The 13,374-nt window shown below is 70.9% G+C and carries 17 protein-coding genes; 11 read left to right on the top strand and 6 right to left on the bottom strand.

Annotation, left to right across the window (positions count from 1 at the left end; all coding sequences use genetic code 11):
• Window position 1 precedes the first annotated feature (1 nt).
• Together LDL49_RS45825 and LDL49_RS45820 are read right to left on the bottom strand one after the other, a co-directional pair.
• The gene (locus LDL49_RS45825; protein WP_225301227.1) at window positions 2–1,198 is read right to left on the bottom strand and encodes a cytochrome P450; all 1,197 of its coding nucleotides are present in this window, start codon (window positions 1,196–1,198) and stop codon (window positions 2–4) included.
• A gap of 42 nt (window positions 1,199–1,240) precedes the next feature.
• Entirely contained in the window at window positions 1,241–2,299 is a 1,059-nt protein-coding gene (locus LDL49_RS45820; RefSeq protein ID WP_225301226.1) for a methyltransferase, read from the bottom strand.
• Between the two features lie 206 nt (window positions 2,300–2,505).
• Here LDL49_RS45820 and LDL49_RS45815 point away from each other — a divergent pair, with 206 nt between their 5' ends.
• The gene (locus LDL49_RS45815; protein ID WP_225301225.1) at window positions 2,506–2,904 is read left to right on the top strand and encodes a SchA/CurD-like domain-containing protein; all 399 of its coding nucleotides are present in this window, start codon (window positions 2,506–2,508) and stop codon (window positions 2,902–2,904) included.
• On the opposite strand, the gene LDL49_RS45810 is transcribed toward LDL49_RS45815, so the two are convergent.
• Window positions 2,881–3,888 (bottom strand): methyltransferase, encoded by a 1,008-nt coding sequence (locus tag LDL49_RS45810; RefSeq protein ID WP_225301224.1) that lies wholly within the window; start codon window positions 3,886–3,888, stop codon window positions 2,881–2,883. The genes LDL49_RS45815 and LDL49_RS45810 overlap by 24 nt on opposite strands.
• A 200-nt stretch (window positions 3,889–4,088) precedes the next feature.
• On the opposite strand from LDL49_RS45810, the gene LDL49_RS45805 reads away from it, so the two are divergent.
• From LDL49_RS45805 to LDL49_RS45770, 8 genes are all read left to right on the top strand, one after another.
• The gene (locus tag LDL49_RS45805; protein ID WP_225301223.1) at window positions 4,089–4,826 is read left to right on the top strand and encodes an SDR family NAD(P)-dependent oxidoreductase; all 738 of its coding nucleotides are present in this window, start codon (window positions 4,089–4,091) and stop codon (window positions 4,824–4,826) included.
• Window positions 4,827–4,881: 55 nt separating this feature from the next.
• A complete protein-coding gene (locus LDL49_RS45800; RefSeq protein ID WP_225301222.1) occupies window positions 4,882–5,739 on the top strand; it encodes an LLM class flavin-dependent oxidoreductase in 858 nt (285 codons plus the stop codon).
• Window positions 5,740–5,768: 29 nt separating this feature from the next.
• On the top strand, window positions 5,769–6,149 hold the full coding sequence (locus tag LDL49_RS45795; protein ID WP_225301221.1) for a SchA/CurD-like domain-containing protein: 381 nt from the start codon (window positions 5,769–5,771) through the stop codon (window positions 6,147–6,149).
• On the top strand, window positions 6,146–7,036 hold the full coding sequence (locus tag LDL49_RS45790) for an NAD(P)-dependent oxidoreductase (protein WP_225301220.1): 891 nt from the start codon (window positions 6,146–6,148) through the stop codon (window positions 7,034–7,036). Before LDL49_RS45795 ends, LDL49_RS45790 begins: the two co-directional genes overlap by 4 nt.
• A complete protein-coding gene (locus tag LDL49_RS45785) occupies window positions 7,033–7,485 on the top strand; it encodes an anthrone oxygenase family protein (RefSeq protein WP_225301219.1) in 453 nt (150 codons plus the stop codon). Before LDL49_RS45790 ends, LDL49_RS45785 begins: the two co-directional genes overlap by 4 nt.
• A 97-nt stretch (window positions 7,486–7,582) precedes the next feature.
• The gene (locus tag LDL49_RS45780) at window positions 7,583–7,843 is read left to right on the top strand and encodes an acyl carrier protein (RefSeq protein ID WP_225301218.1); all 261 of its coding nucleotides are present in this window, start codon (window positions 7,583–7,585) and stop codon (window positions 7,841–7,843) included.
• 1 nt (window position 7,844) lies between these two features.
• Window positions 7,845–8,300, top strand: coding sequence for an SRPBCC family protein (locus LDL49_RS45775; protein WP_225301217.1), 456 nt, complete (start codon window positions 7,845–7,847; stop codon window positions 8,298–8,300).
• Between the two features lie 45 nt (window positions 8,301–8,345).
• Complete coding sequence (locus tag LDL49_RS45770) at window positions 8,346–8,807, top strand: anthrone oxygenase family protein (RefSeq protein ID WP_225301216.1); 462 nt, start codon at window positions 8,346–8,348, stop codon at window positions 8,805–8,807.
• Window positions 8,808–8,908: 101 nt separating this feature from the next.
• On the opposite strand, the gene LDL49_RS45765 is transcribed toward LDL49_RS45770, so the two are convergent.
• The 3 genes from LDL49_RS45765 to LDL49_RS45755 are packed head-to-tail and all read right to left on the bottom strand — an operon-like array spanning window position 8,909 to window position 12,562.
• Entirely contained in the window at window positions 8,909–11,497 is a 2,589-nt protein-coding gene (locus LDL49_RS45765) for an FtsX-like permease family protein (RefSeq protein ID WP_225301215.1), read from the bottom strand.
• Between the two features lie 4 nt (window positions 11,498–11,501).
• Window positions 11,502–12,257 carry an ABC transporter ATP-binding protein gene (locus LDL49_RS45760; RefSeq protein WP_225301214.1) on the bottom strand — a complete coding sequence of 252 codons (756 nt, stop codon included), beginning with the start codon at window positions 12,255–12,257 and terminating at the stop codon, window positions 11,502–11,504.
• A complete protein-coding gene (locus LDL49_RS45755) occupies window positions 12,254–12,562 on the bottom strand; it encodes a hypothetical protein (RefSeq protein ID WP_225301213.1) in 309 nt (102 codons plus the stop codon). The genes LDL49_RS45760 and LDL49_RS45755 overlap by 4 nt, the downstream gene beginning before the upstream one ends.
• Window positions 12,563–12,597: 35 nt before the next feature.
• Here LDL49_RS45755 and LDL49_RS45750 point away from each other — a divergent pair, with 35 nt between their 5' ends.
• Together LDL49_RS45750 and LDL49_RS45745 are read left to right on the top strand one after the other, a co-directional pair.
• Window positions 12,598–13,095 carry a MarR family winged helix-turn-helix transcriptional regulator gene (locus LDL49_RS45750; protein WP_225301212.1) on the top strand — a complete coding sequence of 166 codons (498 nt, stop codon included), beginning with the start codon at window positions 12,598–12,600 and terminating at the stop codon, window positions 13,093–13,095.
• Window positions 13,096–13,188: 93 nt separating this feature from the next.
• Window positions 13,189–13,359: a hypothetical protein gene (locus LDL49_RS45745; protein ID WP_225301211.1), complete on the top strand. Its 171-nt coding sequence runs from the start codon at window positions 13,189–13,191 to the stop codon at window positions 13,357–13,359.
• The last annotated feature ends 15 nt before the right edge of the window (window positions 13,360–13,374 follow it).

The raw sequence follows: 13,374 nt of genomic DNA, 5'->3' as shown, positions 1-13,374 counted from the left end.
CTCACCACTCCACAGGGACTTGGAGCAGCCCGCCGATGAGCGTGCCCTCGCTGCGCCCCAGCTCGTTCACGGGCACGGCCAGTCGCAGGTCGGGGAACCTGCGCAGCAGCGTCTCCAGAACGATCTGCAGCTCCGAACGGGCCAGCGAGGCGCCGATGCAGAAGTGCGGCCCCACGCTGAACGTCAGGTGATGGTTGTCCGCCCGCGCGACGTCGAACTCGTGCGGACAGGAGAACACGTTCTCGTCCCAGTTGGCCGACTCGACAGCCGGAATGATGCTGGTTCCCTTCGACACCGTCACCCCGCCGACCTCGATGTCCTCGGTGACGTAGCGCAGCATCGACAGCGAGCCGTTGAGCAGCTTCCAGCGCAGCACCTCCTCGACGGCGAGCGGCACCAGGGACAGGTCCGCGCGCAGCCGGGCGAGCTGGTCGGGATGGGCCAGCACCTTCGCCACCATGTAGCCGATCTGGCTGGCCGTGGTCTCGTAGCCGACCAGCAGGAGCAGCCGGCACCACCAGTGCAGCTCGTACTCGCTCAGGCGGGTGTCGTCGTCCTCGTGGACCTGCGTCAGCGCGCTGATCAGGTCGTCACGGGGATGCGCCCGCCTGGTCTCGATCAGCTGACCCATGTAGGCGTTGATCTCGGCCATCGCCGCGCCGATCTCCGGCCCGGAGTACTTTCCGGTGGACAGGAACCGGTCGGTCCAGCCGCGGAAGCGGTCCTGGTCCTCCGTCGGCACGCCCAGCAGGTCGCAGATGACCCGGATGGAGAGCGGGAACGCGACGGCCTCCGACACGTCCGCCGGGCACGGCCCGTTCTCCATCTTCGTCACCAGCTCGTCCACGATCTCCTGCACCTTGGGGCGCAGGTTCTCCACCATCGTGGCCGTGAACGCCTTCATCACCAGCCGCCGGACCCGGGTGTGCTCCGGCGGGTCCGGATCCATCTTCTCGTCCTGGAACATCTTGTTGTTCGAGGTCATGCGGGCCGCGTCCGGGCGGTTGAGGTTGCGGCTGACCGCCGGGTCCGTCAGCACGGACCGCACGTCCTCGTACCGTGTCACCAGCACCGCCCGGTCGCCGCTCGGCAGCACCACGGGGATCACCGGCCGATCGCGCAGGGCCCGCAGCTCGGCCGGCACGTCGAGCGCCCCCGGGCGGGGGAACGGGTACGGGATGGGCTCTTCGGTGCTCATCTTCCTCGCCTTCCTGCTCACACGCTGCTCATACGCTGCTGCTCATACTGGGCGGGCCTCCACGATGCTGTGCGGCGGCTCTGTCGGGTGGATCGCGACGACCTCGAAGCCCGACTCCTCCAAGAGGCCCGTCCAGTCGGCGACGGTCCGCTCGCGGCCCCCGTTGGTCACCGCCATCGAGATGTCCATCAGCTTGATGTAGTGGGGTTCGTTGCCCTCGGGGACCACCCCGTCGACGATCAGCACGCGGGCCTCGGCGTCGTCGCCGATCGCCTGCCGGATCCGGCCGAGCACCTTGCGGCACTCGGCGTCCGCCCAGTCGTGCATGACGGCCTTGAGCGTGTACGCGTTCGCGCCGCTCGGCACCTGGTCGAAGAAGCTGCCGCTGACCAGCTCGACCCGGTCGGCGACGCCCTGCGCGGCCAGGACGGGCGGCGCCGACGCGATGGCGGTCTCGATGTCGAACAGGATGCCGCGCGAAGCGGGGTAGCGCCGCAGGATCGCCGACAGGAACCTGCCCTGGCCGCCGCCGATGTCGGCGATCTTGGCGAACCGCCCGAAGTCGAAGGAGTCGGCGATCTTCGGCGCGCGGCTCTCGTTCAGCTCGGACATGGCCTTGTGGAACGCCGCGGCGAACTCCGGGGCCTCCTGCTCCAGGTACTCGAAGAAGTTCTTGCCGTCACGCAGCTTGCGGCCGTTCGGCTCGCCCGTGCGTACGGTGTCGATGGCGTAACCCCAGCAGTTCCAGACGGTGGTCTCGCCGTAGAAGTAGGCGAGGTACCTGAGCGAGCCCGGCACATCACTGCGCAGGTACTGCGCCTTCGGCGTCAGCTCGAAACGCTTGTCCGCGCGTTCGGCGAAGACGCCGACGGACGCGGCGGCGCGCAGGAACCGGTGCAGCGTCGGCGCGTGGGTGTCCGTCTCGGCGGCGAGCTCGTCGACGCCGCGGGGACCGTCGGCGAGCAGGTCGGCGACGCCGAGGCGGGCGAGCACGTTCAACGTGCCGGCGACCCACTTGCCGGCCAGCATCATGAGCAGCTCCTGCTGCTCCTCGCCAGGACCCTGCGACTCCGGGACACGGTCGGTCGAGTTCATGGTCATCCCGAATCCTCCTTTGGGTGACAGGTCGCTTCGGCCGCCTTTGCGCCGGTCAGGGTCCTGCCGTTCATGGCAAGCTCCCACCGGCGGCTCAAAGGCGAATCAAGTCGGCATGGAGTGGGGGCCGCGTCACGACCGAGCGGTTCGCGAGGGCGTTTCGAGCCCCGGTGCGCATCCTGGGGCGACGTTCGCGATCCCGAGGAGTTGCCATGCCGTACACGGCGATCACTTATGACATCAAGGGCGGATGCGAGGACGAGGTCGCCGAGGTGTTCAACAACTTCCGGCGGCCTGCGGGGAACGTGGTCTCCGGGGCCGACGGCGCCCAGGCGGGCCGCATCCTCGCCACGGCGGTGTTCATCCGGGACAGCACGCTGGTGCGGTTCATCGAGTACGAGGGCGACCTCGACGCGGTGATCCGGTTCATGGCCGCCCAGCCGGGGGTGGCGGAGGTCGAGCGCAAGCTCGCCCCCTACCTGAACAAGCCGCGCGACACCGGCACGGTGGAGGGGTTCCTGCGGACCTTCCACGCCAGCCGGCTGCGCTGCGTCACCCAGTTCGCGGTGCCCCGGCACCCGGAAGCCTCAGCCTCTGCGGCAGATCAATAGGGTGTCGAAGTCCCCAAGCCGCTTCTCCTCCAGCGAGGTGAAGCCGGCCAGCGCGGCGTGCTGCCGGAGCTCCTCGACCGGGTACTCCGAGCCGCCCTCGGTGACCAGCAGCATGTCCAGGCTGATCACCAGGTTCTCCACCTGGGCCGGGCCCTCGTCCAGCATCCGGTCGTAGACCACCAGCGCGCCGCCGGGCCGGACCGCCGCGCCGGCCTTCTGCACCAGGGAGCGGCGGCTGTCGGCGTCGTAGTCGTGCAGCACGTGACCGATGACCACGACGTCGGCCTGCGGCAGCGGGTCCTGGAAGAAGTCGCCGCCGTTGAAGTGCACCCTCCCGGTCAGGTCGAGGCCAGCCATGTGCTCGGTGAAGAACGGCTCCATCTGCGGCAGGTCGAACACGTTGCCGGTCAGCTCCGGGTGTGCCTTGACGATCTGGCCGGCGAGGTTGCCCCGGCAGCCGCCCACGTCGAGCAGCGTCGCGTAGCCGGAGAAGTCGAACGCCTCGATGAGCTGCGGCCCCAGGACCTGGGTCAGCGCGTCCATCATCTGGATGAACCGGCCGAGCACCTTCGGCTCGCGCAGGACGTCCTGGAAGTCGCCCCGCGCCTGCGGCAGGCCGGTGCGCAGGGCGTCGGACAGTCTGCCCCACGCCGGGTAGAGGTTGTCATTGGCCCGGCGCATGAACCCGCCGATGTAGGTCGGCTGCTCCCGCACCAGGTACTGGTCGGAGCCGGGGGCGTTGCGGTAGCCGTCGCCCTGCCGCTCGAGCAGGCCGAGGGCGGTCAGCAGGAGCAGGAAGTCGCGCAGGCCGCGGCCGTGCAGCCCGAGCCGCTCCCGGATCTCCTCCTCGGTCGCCGGGTTGTCGTGCAGTTCGGTGAACAGGTCGAGTTCCACTGCGGTGAGCAGGGCTTTCGCCTCGCAAAAGGCGTTGCACAGCCGGATGAGTCCGGTAGGGGTGGTGACGTCCGGAGCGATGCCCGTCATTCGTGACTTCCTTTCTCGCACCCGTCGCCGACGGTCGTGCCGGGTCGCTGGCGACGCTTCCACCAGGGGGTGGAGACAGGCTCGAAGCCGGTTGGAGGCAGGGGCCGGGGCCGCCGGCTCTCGACCGGGGCTCGAGGGGCGGACCAGCCGGTGCCTGCACGATGGGCCGAGCCGTACGACGCAGCGAGAGGAATGGTCTGGTGGATCAAGGACTACACGGCAAGCGCGTGCTGGTGACCGGTGGCACCAGGGGCATCGGCCGGGCCACGGTCCTCGCCTTCGCGCGGGCCGGCGCACACGTTCTGGCGTGTCACCACACCGGGGGCGAGGACGCCGACAGCCTCGCCACGGAGCTGAAGGAACTCGGCGACCGCAACCGGGTGGTGCGGGCGGACGTGACCGACTCTGAGGACAACCGCCGACTGGCCGGCACCGTGGAGGCCGAGCTCGGAGGCCTCGATGTCCTGGTCAACAACGTCGGCGTGGACGGCGCCGCCCCCTTCGCGGAGATCTCGGGCGAGGAGTGGCGGCGGCTGCTCGACCACAACGTCACCTCCGCCTACCTGGTCACACAGGCGATGCTGGGCCTGCTGGCCTACGGCGCCTCGGTGGTCAACATCGGGGCGTCGGCGGCGCTCCGCGGGCGGGTCAACGGCGTGCACTACTCCGCCTCGAAGGCGGCGCTGATCGGGTTCACCCGCGGGCTGTGCAAGGAACTGGGCTCCCGCGGCATCAGGGTCAACCTGGTCGCGCCCGGGCTCACCGAGACTGAGCCGGGGGCGGGACTGCCGCCGCAGGTGGTGGAGCGCATCGTCGCGATCACGGCGCTGGGGCGGCTCTGCCGGCCCAACGACGTGGCCGGCGCGGTGCTGTTCCTGGCCGGGGACACCTCCCAGTACATCAGCGGCGTGACGCTGAACGTGGACGGCGGGATCTGAGCCGTCGTCGGCGTCGGGGCGGCCGAGACGATCGAAGGCGCGGACAGGAGGCCACATGGACATCGGAGTCGGTTTGCCGAGCACCGTCCCCGGGACGGACGGCCGGGAGCTGGCCGAGTTCGCCCGTCGGGCCGAGCGGCTCGGCTTCAGCACGCTGGCGGTGCTCGACCGGCTGGTCTACGACAGCTACGACACCGTGGTGACGCTGGCGGCCGCCGCGGCCGTGACCGAGCGCATCACGCTGGCTCCCACGATCCTGTTGGCCGCCTACCGGCCGAGCGCGGCGCTCCTGGCCAAGCAACTGGCCAGCGTGGACCGGCTGGCGAACGGCCGGCTGGTGGTGGGGGTCGCCGCGGGCGGGCGGGAGGACGACTTCGTCGCGACCGGCGTGCCCTACGGCGGGCGCGGGCGCCGGCTCGACGAACTGCTGGAGGAGATGGAGCGCGTGTGGTCGGGTGAGGGCGCGGTCCCCGGCATCGGCCCCCGCCCGGACCGCGGGCGGATCCCGCTGTGGGTCGGGGGCAACTCGGCCGCCTCGATGACGAGGGCGGCCAGGTACGGCATCGGCTGGATCTCCGGAAGCACCCCTCTGCACCGGTACGCGGAGGTGGCCGCCGCGGTGCGGCAGGTCTGGACGGACGCGGGCCGGACCGACACGCCGAGGCTGGGCGCTCTCGCCTACGTCGCCCCCGGCGCGGACCGTAAACAGGCCGGCACCCGCTACCTGCTCGACTACTACGCCTACACAGGCCAGAAGGCCCGCTTCCTGGCCGACAGCCTGATCGCCGACGACACCCGGCTGCGCGAGACGATCGACGGCTACGCCGCGGCCGGATGCGACGAACTCATGCTGATGCCCTGCACGTCCGATGCCGATCAGCTCGATTCGCTGGCCAAAGTGGCCTTCGGTTGAGCCCTTTTCGACGAGTCAAGGAGGACGCCATGCCGTACGCGGCGATCACCTATCGGGTGAAGCCCGGGCACGAGGACGAGATAGCCGAGATCTTCGCCGGCTTCCAGCGGGTGGACACCCCGGTGTTCACCGGAGACGACGGCGCCGCGGCCGGCCGGCTGCTCGGCACGGCGGTCTTCGTCAAGGACGACGTGATGGTGCGGGTCATCCACTACGAGGGCGACTTCGCCGCCATCGCCCGCCACATGGCCGGCCAGCGCGGGGTGCACCTGATCGAGCAGCAGCTCGCCCCCTACCTTCAGGAGCAGCGGGACACCGGTGACGAGGCCGGGTTCAGCCGGTATTTCCGCGACGCCATGATGCGCTGCGTCTCGCAACTGTCCATCCAGACCCATCCCGCGGAGAGGTGAACGTGCAGCCCAAGTCGATCGCCGTGCTCGGGCTGGGCGGCATGGGGGCCGGGATGGCGCGTGCCCTGCTCGCCGCGGGCGCGAGCGTCACCGCGTACAACCGCAGCCCGGACAAGGCCGTGCCGGTGGGCGAGGCGGGCGCCACGATCGCCGCCTCGGCGGCCGAGGCGGCGGCCGGCGCGGAGGTCGTGCTGCTCAGCCTCGCCGACGAGGCCGCCGTGGAGCAGGTGCTGTTCGGCGAGCTCGACGGGCGGCTGCCGCCGGGCACGATCGTCGTGGACACCTCGACGGTCACGCCGGCATTTGCCGTGGCCGCCGCCAAGCGGCTGGCCGAGGCCGGGGTGCGCCGCGTCGAGGCGTGCGTGCTGGGCAACCCCGCCATGGCGGCCAAGGGCGAGCTGCGCGTCTTCGCCGCCGGCGAGGAGTCGGCGGTGGAGGACGTGCGCGAGGTGCTCGACGCCATCGGCCAGGACGTCCGCCGTCTCGGCCCGACGGGCAACGCGAGCGCGCTGAAGCTGGCGTTCAACCTGATGCTGGGCGTCCAGATCCTCGGGCTGGCCGAGGCGGTGACGTTCGTCGAGGCCATGGGCATCGATCGCGGCCTGCTGCTGGACGTCTTCGACAGCAGTGGCTGGCGGTCGCCGGTGCTGTCCTTCCGCGCGCAGTTCATGCGTGGGCGGACGTATCGGCCGGCGGCCTTCCGCGCCGCGCTCATGCACAAGGATCTCGACCTGGCCCGCCGGGAGGCGCTGGCGCACGGGGCCGAGCTGCCGGTGACCGGTTGCGCCCTCGAGCGGTATGCCGCCGTGCTGGCGGCCGGCCACGGCGACGACGACGCGGCGACCGTGGCCGAGCCGCTCCCGCGCGGCGAGGGCCCGGCGCGATGATCACGGATCTGCTGTCCATAGCGGCGCTGGTGGGCAGCGGCGTCGTGGCCGGGGTACTGTTCGCGGTCGCGTTGAGCGTCCTGCCCGCGCTCTTCGCCATGCCGGCCGACCGCTACGTCTACACCCACCAGCTCGTCGGCCGCCGGTGGGATCCCACCATGCCGATCATCGTGCTCTCGTCGATGACCATCGACGTCGTGCTCGCCGTGCTGACGAGAGCCGAGCCCGCCGTACTCTTCGCCACGGCCGCCGTCCTGCTGCTCGGCGTCTCGGTGGTCTCGCACTTCTGCAACGTCCCGATCAACCGGGTGGTCAAGTCCCTCGATCCGGACGAGGTGCCACCCGGCTGGCGGGACCCCAGGCCGCTGTGGCGGCGATGGCATCTGCTACGTACCGCGCTCGCCCTGCTGGGGGTGACGGTGAACGCCGTCGCCGTGGTGCTCGGCTGAGGTGTCGAGCGCGAATCGAGAAGCTCTCCAGACGGAGAGACGAACCTTGTCCGAATCGCCGGAATCCGGCGCGGTTGACGGAATGGAGAAACCTGGAATGAGCGCCTTCGACTTGGACGAGCTGCGGGACATCCTGCGCCGCATGGGAGGCACCGACGAGGCGGATCTCGACGGCGACATCGCGGAGAAGGGGTTCGGCGACCTCGGCTACGACTCGCTGGCCCTGCTGGAGCTGTGCAACCAGGTGGAACGCCGCTACGACATCCAGATCAGCGACGACGCGGTGTCGAACATGCCGACGCCGGCCAAGGCGGTCGCGTACATCAACTCGCTGCTGACGGCGAAGGCGGGGGCGTGACGTGGCCGGGCACACCGACAACGAGATCGTCATCGCCGCGCCGATGCAGCTCGTCTGGGACATGACCAACGACATCGAGTCGTGGACGGAGCTGTTCAGCGAATACTCCGAGGCCAAGATCCTCTCGGACCGGGACGGCACGATCCTCTTCAGGCTCGCGCTGCACCCCGACGAGAACGGCAAGGTGTGGAGCTGGGTGTCGGCGCGGCGCCCGGACGAGGCCACCCGGACCGTCCGCTCGCAGCGGGTGGAGACCGGTCCGTTCAAGTACATGTGGATCTACTGGGAGTACCTGCGGGAGGACGACGGCGTGCGCATGCGCTGGGTGCAGGACTTCGAGATGAAGGCGGAGGCGCCGGTCGACGACGCGACGATGCAGGAGCGCCTCAACCGCAACACGCCCATCCAGATGCAACTGATCAAGCAGAAGGTGGAGGCCGCCGCGGCGCGTCGCTAGGCGGTACCGGAACGTGGGTTGGTGGCAGGCTGACTGGAGGGGCCCGTGCTGGAGATCGTCGTCTCGCTCGTCCTACTGGCCAACGGCTTGGCCGCCGGGGTGCTGCTGGGCACCCAGATGGGCGGCTGGCCGCTGCTGGACAGCCTGCCACCGGACCGCTACGTGCACGCGCACGCGTTCTTCTCCACCCGTTTCGACCCGTTCATGCCGGCCTGCCTGCTCATCACCACGCTCGGCGACCTGGCTCTCGGCCTGCTGGCCGGGAGCACGGTGGCCCGGGTGCTGTACCTGGCGGCGGCCGTGCTCTGCCTGGGCACGATCACGATCTCGCTGACCCAGAACGTGCCGGTGAACCGGTGGGTGCGGGCCCTGGACCCGGACAACCTTCCCGAGGACTTCGCCGAACGGGATCCGCGGCGGCGCTGGGGCGCCTGGAACCGCGCCCGCACCGCCCTGTCCGTCCTCGCCCTGCTCATCAACTGCGCCCTTGTCGGCCTGACCCTGTGACGAGGGCCGGACGCGTGACCCTGTCACGAGGTCCGGACGTGTGACCCAGGACCGGCTCCCTGTCCGCCGGAGACGGTCCTGGGTCACGCGCCCGCGGTGACTCACTCCGCCTTGGCGGCCTCCAGGACGGGCACGCCCGCCGCCCGGCGCGCGGGCAGCGTCGAGGTCGCCAGCGTCGCCACCGCCGCACCCGCCGCGAGCGTCAGGAACAGCCACCACGGCGGGGCCGGCCGCAGGTACGAACTGCCGCTCGTCACATGCAGCAACCCCAGCGCGCCTATCGCGATCACGAGGCCGAGTATCGTGCCGAGGACGACCACGGTGGCCGCCTCCCAGCGGACGATCGAGCGGACCTGCCTCATGGTCGCGCCCACCGCGCCCAGCAGCCCGAACTCACGGGTGCGTTCGACGACGCTCATCGACACCGTGGTCGCCATCCCGAACAGCGCCAGCAGCAGCGCCATGCCGACGAAGCTGTACGTCGAGCGCAGGGCCCGGGTGAGCGACTGCGACGCCGCGTCCACGTACGCGTCACGGTCGAGGACCCGCACACCGGGCACCCCGGCCACGGCCCGCGCCAGAGCCTCCGGCGAGCCGCCCCGCATGAGCACTGCCAGGGTGGCGGCGTTGGCGTCGAGCCGGTCCATCGTCGCCGGGGCCACCAGCGCCTGATCGGCGAACAGGTGGGACGGGTCGTGGTACGAGCCCGCTATGGTGAGCGTGGCGCGGCCGTGCGTGCCGCGTACGACGATGTCCTGACCGCGCCGGAGCCCGCGTTCCTTCATGACGGTCGACGACAGCGCGATCTCCCCTGCGCCCAGCGCGGGTGGCCGGCCGCCGAGTCTGAGGACGTCACGCAGCCCGGTCTGCTCAGCACCACTGACCAGGAAACGGAACGGCTTGGCCTCCTTTTCCGCCGATTGAGGCGAAACCAGCATGACCTCGGTCTGTGTCAGAACGGTCGTCCGGGACACCCCCGGCGCGCCCGTCACCTTCGCCGCGACATCGCGGGCCAGCGGCGCGGGCGCACCCTCGGCGGTCCTGGCGGTCGAGGCGATCGCGTGCTCGGCCACCATCACCTCCCGTCCCGCCTCACGGAAACGGTCGTGCACGGACATCGTCACCAGCACCACGGAGGCGACCAGCGCGACACCGAGCATCAGCGACGAGGCGGCCGAGGAGACCCGGCGCGGGCTGCGCGTGATGGTGGCGTGCGCCAGCCGTCCGGTCTCCCCGCTGACCAGCGTCCCGACGCGGCCCACCAGCCCGCCCAGTGGCCCGACGAAGAAGGGGGTGAGCACGGACAGCCCGATCACGCCCAGCATCGTCGCGAAAAGGATCATCAGTGTGATCGCGAACGTGCGGTCTGAGCTGGGCGGTTCATTGACACGGACCGCTACCGCCACCCCGCACCAGGCGCACGCGCCGATGAAGATCGCGGCTGCGGACAGCAGGCGTGGCCAGCGGCGTTCCCGGGGTTCGGTGACCGTGCTGCGCAGCGCCTCGATGGGCGAGACGCCCGCGGCGCGGTACGCCGCCCGCCAAGCGGCGGCCTGGGTGACCAGGATCCCGGCCGCGGCCGGGACGGTCAGCGCGATCCAGCCGAGCTGAGGGTCGGAGGCGGAGACGTCGAAGCCGTCCCGCGCGAACAGCCGGATGATCAGCTCAGCCACCGGGAAGCCCGCCGCCACGCCGCCCACCGAGGCGATCGCGCCCAGAACCAGCGCCTCCAGCCGGATCAGCCGGCCGATCTGCCGCGGAGTGGCGCCGATCGCGCCGAGCAGCGCTAGCCGGCGGGTGCGCTGCCGGACGAGGGTGCCGAAGGTGTTGGCCACCACGAACAGCCCGACGAAGATCGCCACGGAGGCGAGCATGCCGACGACACCGGCGATCGAGGCGCCCTCACCCGAAGCGGCGGCGGTCTGCGCGTTGCGTACGGACTCGGCGGTGCGCACCGTGGCCGCGCCGCCCAGTTCGCGGGCCAGCTCGCCGCGCAGCCGATCGGCGGACACGCCCGGAGCGGCCTTCAGCCAGACGCTCTGCCAGCTGCCCGCGGGCAGCATCGCGGCCCGCTGTACGGTCTCGGGCGGGGCCAGCACCAGGTCGCCGGCCGCCACCGCGCTGCGGCCCTGGGCACTGACGACCCCGGCGATCCGCACCTGGCGCGTCTGGTGGGGCAGCGTCAGCGTCATGGTGTCGCCGACGCGCAACTCCCCGGCGCGCGACATGTGCCGGAAGATGGCCACCTCGCCGTCGGCGGTGGGGGCGCGTCCCGCCTCCAGCTGGTAGGGGTTCAGCCGCGGGTCGGCGACCCAGGGACGGAGCAGCGTACGGCCCTCGGCCGCCGCCATGATCGCCTGCCCGTCGGACCGGGAGGCCGTCACCGCCACCGTGGCGTCCCCGGTGGCCGCCGCGACCCCGGCCCGGGAGGAGATCTGATCGAGCCGTATCCGGCCGTCGGGTGGCGCGAACGCGTCGCTCGGATCAACCGTCCCGCCCTGCACCAGCACGTCCGCGTGGACGTACTCGCTGGCGTCGCTGCCGGCCACCGCCTCCTGAGCGCGCAGTGCGAACTGCAGCGAGCCCGCGATGAGCGCGATCGATCCCAGTGCCGCCAGCAGCGTGGCGGTCAGCCGCAACCAGCCCTCGGCGAACGTTCGGCGCGCGATGAGCCACAAGGGGTTTCCCACGGCGTCACCCTTCGATCTTGCGCATGCGGGCGTGCACGCCGTCGATGGTGGGCGCGGCCAGCTCGTCCACGATCGCCCCATCGGCCAGGAACAGCACCCGGTCGGCGTACGCGGCGGCCTGCGGATCGTGCGTCACCATGACCACCGTCTGCTGGTAGTCGTCGACGGCCGCGCGGAGGAAGCCCAGCACCTCCGCACTGGAACGGGAGTCCAGGTTCCCGGTCGGCTCGTCAGCGAACAGCACTTCCGGCCTGGTCAGCAGCGCCCGCGCCACGGCCACCCGCTGTTGCTGGCCGCCGGACATCTCCGCAGGCCGATGGGCCAGCCGCTCGCGCAGCCCCAGCGCGTCCACGACCGTGTCGAACCATCCCGGCTCCACGTCACGGCCTGCCAGCCGCCCGGTGAGCCGGATGTTCTCCTCGGCGGTCAACATCGGGAGGAGATTGAACGATTGGAAGACGAAGCCCATCCGATCGCGGCGCAACTCGGTGAGCCGGGTGCGCGACAGACCGGTGATGTCGACCTCACCGACCACGATGGTGCCGGACGTGACGCTGTCCAGACCGGCCAGGCAGTACATGAAAGTCGACTTCCCCGATCCCGACGGCCCCATGATCGCGGTGAACTCGCCTCGAACGAACGCCACCGAAACCCCGCGCAACGCGCTCACCGCACCAGGGCCGGCACCATAGGTCTTGACCACATCCGCCGCGGTCATGACCTGGTCTGGGACGCGTTCGCCGGACTGAGTCCCGATCATCGCTGTCCTCCCGCACGGCGGGGGAGCGGGTGCGTCGCGTCGTCCCAGGCGATGGCCGGGCGCGTGCGGTGGTCAAGCGCCCATCGCCGCATCCCGCGCGGCACGGTGTGGGGGTGAATGGTGATCCGGGCGTATGAGGGCCGGTGCGGGCTCAATGCCGCATCGCGCACCGGCGGCGGCACGGGCGCGACGACGGTCGCCGCCATGCCGGTCGCGGCGGTCACCTTGCGCGCGCGCCGATGGGTCAGCTCGGGCATGGGGATCTCCTGGTCGATGACATATGGACCTGGCTGAGATAATCTCACTGTGAGATTGTATCAGGCGGTATTATAATGAGCGCATGCTCCAAGATCTGCTCGAACGCTTCCTGACCGGAGACGGCGGCCCGGCCGCCGATCATGTGGGGCTCGGCATGCTGCTTGCCGAGGTCCACAACCAGAGCCGGGAGCGGCTGAACCAGGCGCTGCGCCCGCTGGGCATCAACGTCCGCGGATTCGCCGTGCTGCTCGCGCTGCCGATGTACGGCCCGGTCAGCCAGCGGGAGCTGATCGACCGCATGCGCATCGACAAGTCCGCGATGGTCCGGCTCATCGACGAACTCGAGGACGGCGGGCTGGTCTCCCGCGAGCGCGCGCCGCAGGACCGGCGCGCGTACTGCGTCGTGCTGACGCCTCATGGCGAGGAAACCCTGGCCAAGGCGCGGCGGGCCACCGAACAGGTGGGCGAGCACATCTTCGGCTGGCTCACCGAGGCCGATCGCCGGCACCTCGTCGACCTGCTACGGAACCTGGCCGAGCACGCCGCCCTACCCCGGCCCGAGGCCTCCGGCTCACGATGACACCCACGCCGGCGAGGTCGGCTGGGCGTGCTCGGGGTCGCGGCAGCGGACGTGATGAGTTTCCGATCGTGCGTGCAGTGGGACAGACCTCGCATGGACGACATGTGGGACGTGGCGATCGTAGGAGTGGGACCGGCAGGCTCGGCGGCGGCGCTGCGAGCCGCGCAACTACGCCCGGAGCTGCGGGTGCTCCTGCTGGACAGGGCCGACTTTCCCCGTGACAAGCCGTGCGGCGACGGTATCGCCGCCCACGGGCGCGACTAACTGGCCCTGCTGGGG

The sequence above is a fragment of the Nonomuraea aurantiaca genome (genome assembly GCF_020215705.1).
Lineage (GTDB): Bacteria > Actinomycetota > Actinomycetes > Streptosporangiales > Streptosporangiaceae > Nonomuraea > Nonomuraea aurantiaca.
The sequence above is the reverse complement of the archived record's forward strand: the minus strand, read 5'-3'. Positions and strand labels throughout refer to the sequence as shown.

Bases quoted from the DNA above. Each gene is read 5' to 3' on its own strand.
- LDL49_RS45815 (WP_225301225.1), top strand. From the start codon at position 2,506: ATGCCGTACACGGCGATCACTTATGACATCAAGGGCGGATGCGAGGAC.
- LDL49_RS45780 (WP_225301218.1), top strand. From the start codon at position 7,583: ATGAGCGCCTTCGACTTGGACGAGCTGCGGGACATCCTGCGCCGCATG.
- LDL49_RS45745 (WP_225301211.1), top strand. From the start codon at position 13,189: ATGGACGACATGTGGGACGTGGCGATCGTAGGAGTGGGACCGGCAGGC.
- LDL49_RS45820 (WP_225301226.1), bottom strand. From the start codon at position 2,299: ATGACCATGAACTCGACCGACCGTGTCCCGGAGTCGCAGGGTCCTGGC.
- LDL49_RS45750 (WP_225301212.1), top strand. From the start codon at position 12,598: ATGCTCCAAGATCTGCTCGAACGCTTCCTGACCGGAGACGGCGGCCCG.
- LDL49_RS45795 (WP_225301221.1), top strand. From the start codon at position 5,769: ATGCCGTACGCGGCGATCACCTATCGGGTGAAGCCCGGGCACGAGGAC.
- LDL49_RS45800 (WP_225301222.1), top strand. From the start codon at position 4,882: ATGGACATCGGAGTCGGTTTGCCGAGCACCGTCCCCGGGACGGACGGC.
- LDL49_RS45785 (WP_225301219.1), top strand. From the start codon at position 7,033: ATGATCACGGATCTGCTGTCCATAGCGGCGCTGGTGGGCAGCGGCGTC.
- LDL49_RS45810 (WP_225301224.1), bottom strand. From the start codon at position 3,888: ATGACGGGCATCGCTCCGGACGTCACCACCCCTACCGGACTCATCCGG.
- LDL49_RS45760 (WP_225301214.1), bottom strand. From the start codon at position 12,257: ATGATCGGGACTCAGTCCGGCGAACGCGTCCCAGACCAGGTCATGACC.
- LDL49_RS45825 (WP_225301227.1), bottom strand. From the start codon at position 1,198: ATGAGCACCGAAGAGCCCATCCCGTACCCGTTCCCCCGCCCGGGGGCG.